Here is a 3,178-nt window from a genome sequence, read left to right as displayed (position 1 = left end):
AGCGCATGACGCGCAGGATCGTATCCTCCATGAACCAGTCGGTCGCCGTGATGTCCTTCATCCGGCCCTGAGGGATGCGGAGGAGGATCCAGCCATCCGGGATCGCCCGGCGCAGGGCGATCGGATCAAAGAGGCTTTCCCCGCTGCTCTCCTGGATCTCCGCCAGCACGCGGCTCAGAGCCGCCTCATAGAAAGCCAGAAGCATGGTGAACGCCTGCGGGGGCCACTCCTCCCGATCTCGGTTGCCCCAGTGGACCACCACCTGGACGTTGCTGCGGCGGTAGGTGGGGTTCAGGGCGTGACGATAGCGCTGCTTCTGTTGGTGCAGACGGCGCAGGTCAGGGGGCTGGGGCCACGGGAGGGCCAGGAGCGCCGTCCGCTGGGGACCGTCGATGTCGCACCGGTAGAGCAGGGCCGTGTCGGACCAGGCCAGCATGCCCAGGAAGGCGCAGACGGTGCAGATCGGCCCGTATTCGTTCAGGCCGCGGAACCCGGCCTCTTCCCACACCGCCTGCCCGCCGAGGGCTTTCGTCTTAGTCACGAAGGGATAGAGGGAGAGCGTACGCTTCTCCGTAGCTGGCGCCCCACAGAACGGACACGTGAAGCGGGATCGGCGGCTGGAAGGCTGCGAGATCTCTGCCAGGAGCTCCTGAACGAACGCCTCAATCGCCTCCTTCCCCCGATAAAGTTCGGGATGCTGCGTCGGAGGCTGCTGATTGAAGCCGACGAACGGTTTCAACTCCTTGCGTCCGGGTTCCGGGATGTAATAAGCGTTTTCGACCTGGAGCGCGATTTGATGGCCCAGGAGACGGGCGAAACGCTGGGGCTGCTGGATCTCCAGGCGCAGCCCGTCGGGCTCCAGGCGGACGCTCAGGACCGCCGGGTGCTGGCGGGCGATCGCCTCAGCCATCCCGGCCAGGACCTCCAGGCCGTTATCCAGCCATGGGTCATGGCGGATAAACAGGCTCCAGGTGATCGGCGCCGACATACTGTCTCCTTAATACAAGCAGGGTCCTCCCACCCTTTCGGGCCGTGAACCATGGCCTCTGCAGTTTCCATCTTAATGGGATGGATCCCTCCTGGCATCCGGAAACCCCATGATGCTCATCGGGGAAAGACCGGAGGAGCGAATGGTTCCTTAGAAGGGGATCACCTCCCGCTCGATCCAGGGCTCCCTCTCGCACAGCTGTTCGATGGTCCGTCCTTCGGCGCGCGCTTCCTCCAGGGTTTGCAGGTAAGGCTGGATCAGCTCCCACTGGGGTCCGATGGCGTAGCCCTGCGCCGTCTCCTGGATGAACCGTCCCTTCCAGAGCGGCGTGAGATGCTCCCGTCGCAGGGTTTCCGGCGCGTCCAGGCCCCGGCTCAGATCCCAGTATTCGTTGCGAAGGCGGGCATAAAGGTCTTCCAGGGGAAGGGGGCCGTGTGCCGTCAGAACCTCGAGGATGGCCCGGCGCAGCCGCCCCAGGCCCAGCGGCATGATGGGCAGCTCCACCCAGTAGCCGTCCTCGGCGGTGAAACGGACGCACTTCTCCGCCTGCTCGTCGGCCGCCTGGACATAATAGAGGCGGGCGACGTCCCCGGAGAGGACCGCGGTGAGCTCCAGGGCGAAGTTCATCACGTTGTTGCCGCCGGTCAGGTTGATCCACATCTCCTTCCCCTGGCCGCCGACCCCGGCCAGGGCGGCCACCACCCGGGCCACGCGCGCATAGGTCGTGCGGATATCCCGGCGGTCCACCTCGCACCAGAACACCGTTCCCTCCGTGCGTCCGCCGGCGATGGCCGGCCATTCCCGGCGCAGAAGGTCCCGCAGCACCGCTTTCATGGGACCGCCCCGCTGGAGCGGGGCCGTGGAGACGCGGCCGGGCGGGTTGTCCACGTAGTCGAAGGAGGGAAGGGTGCCGTCCAGGATCTCGCGGGTGGTGAAGAGGACCAGGGCCTGGATATCGCCGGCTCGTTCGTCGGCCGCCGGGTGGCGGGCCTCCCCGGAGCGGGCGAAGAACCCCTGATCCTCGGGGCCCCACCGCCGATACCGGTGGGCCAGGTAAGTGATGGGCCCGATCACCGTGCCCGGGGAACGCCCCAGGCCCATCAGGTGGTAGACCCCCATCGCCTATCCCTCCCGGCGACGGATGTAGCGTTCCACATACCGGCGGGCGGCCTCCAGCTGGCCCGGGGTGGTGGCGGTGGTGATGAGCCGGAGGCGGAACAGGATGTCCGTGCCCAATCGAACCCCTACAATCAGCGCATTCGGCGGCTGAGTCCGGACGCCCGGCTCCCCCTTGCGCCACTCTTCTCCTAATCAGCGCACTTCCTTGTCGATCCAGCGCTCGATTTCTTGGCGGGCACGCTCCAATTGACCGGAAGTTTGTGCAGTGGTAACGAGCCGAAAGACGATCCCGCGGACCCTTCGCCCTGGCAAGCGGACAAAGAGCGTGTTCGGCGGTTTTGCCCAGACTTTGGGCTCCCCCTCTTCCCAGCCGATGTCCTCGATGCGTTCTACGAACAGAAAACGGTTGGCTAAACGGTTTGCCCACTTCTCAGTTTCCTCAGCTTCCTTAGGCTCCTTGCGTGCTAGGCTCTTCTCGCATTCGCCAGCCCGGGGTTCGGGCAGGGCCTCGACGCTCTCCAGGACCTCCAAGACCATCCGCCCCAGATCGGTCGGTCCACTAGCCGCAAGCAGCCCGTTCTGCTCAAGAAGCCCTCGCACCTCAGAACGAATCGAGCCGTCTTTGAGACCCGCGATGATATCCCCTAACAGCGGGAAAAGCCCGATGAAGGGCAAATTCACCAGCTTGATCTGCTCAACGGGCGGATGAAGCGCTCGGTTTCGCTCTTCCGGGCTTTTGTTCCGGAGCTTCAAGATATGCCCTTCTTCCTCCAGCACGGGGTCTTCCACCAGCACATGGAAGAGGCGCTGGGCGCCGTAGAACTGCACCGCAAGCGTCAGCAGTGCCGACATGGCCTTGCGTCCGCCAGCGATGCTAGCGTAGACTTCCCAGCCCTTCTTGCGGTAGTCCCTTAGGGCGGCGCACGCCTGCTTCATGAACTCCAGGGCGGCTGTATCGGAGTCCACATCGTAGAAGGTTTCCAGAACGCGGGCGTCCAGAAGTGCTACTTCGCGACTGTAGTAATCCGGGAGATGCTCGCTTAACAGGCTGAGCGCACTCTGAGCATACGT

General features: G+C 64.6%; 3 protein-coding genes. All 3 read right to left on the bottom strand.

Going from position 1 to position 3,178, the window contains the following annotated elements; translation table 11 throughout:
• A partial coding sequence (locus VAE54_RS06495; protein ID WP_322801133.1) for a hypothetical protein occupies positions 1–988 on the bottom strand: 988 nt, incomplete at its 3' end.
• Positions 989–1,138: 150 nt separating this feature from the next.
• On the bottom strand, positions 1,139–2,107 hold the full coding sequence (locus VAE54_RS06490) for a hypothetical protein (RefSeq protein WP_322801132.1): 969 nt from the start codon (positions 2,105–2,107) through the stop codon (positions 1,139–1,141).
• 192 nt (positions 2,108–2,299) lie between these two features.
• A partial coding sequence (locus VAE54_RS06485) for a CRISPR-associated ring nuclease (protein ID WP_322801131.1) occupies positions 2,300–3,178 on the bottom strand: 879 nt, incomplete at its 5' end.

Origin of the sequence: Thermoflexus sp. (assembly GCF_034432235.1) — a bacterium.
Classification (GTDB): domain Bacteria; phylum Chloroflexota; class Anaerolineae; order Thermoflexales; family Thermoflexaceae; genus Thermoflexus.
This window is presented reverse-complemented; position numbering and strand designations above follow the sequence as displayed.

Coding starts and splice junctions, on each gene's coding strand:
- VAE54_RS06490 (WP_322801132.1), bottom strand. CDS start 2,107: ATGGGGGTCTACCACCTGATGGGCCTGGGGCGTTCCCCGGGCACGGTG.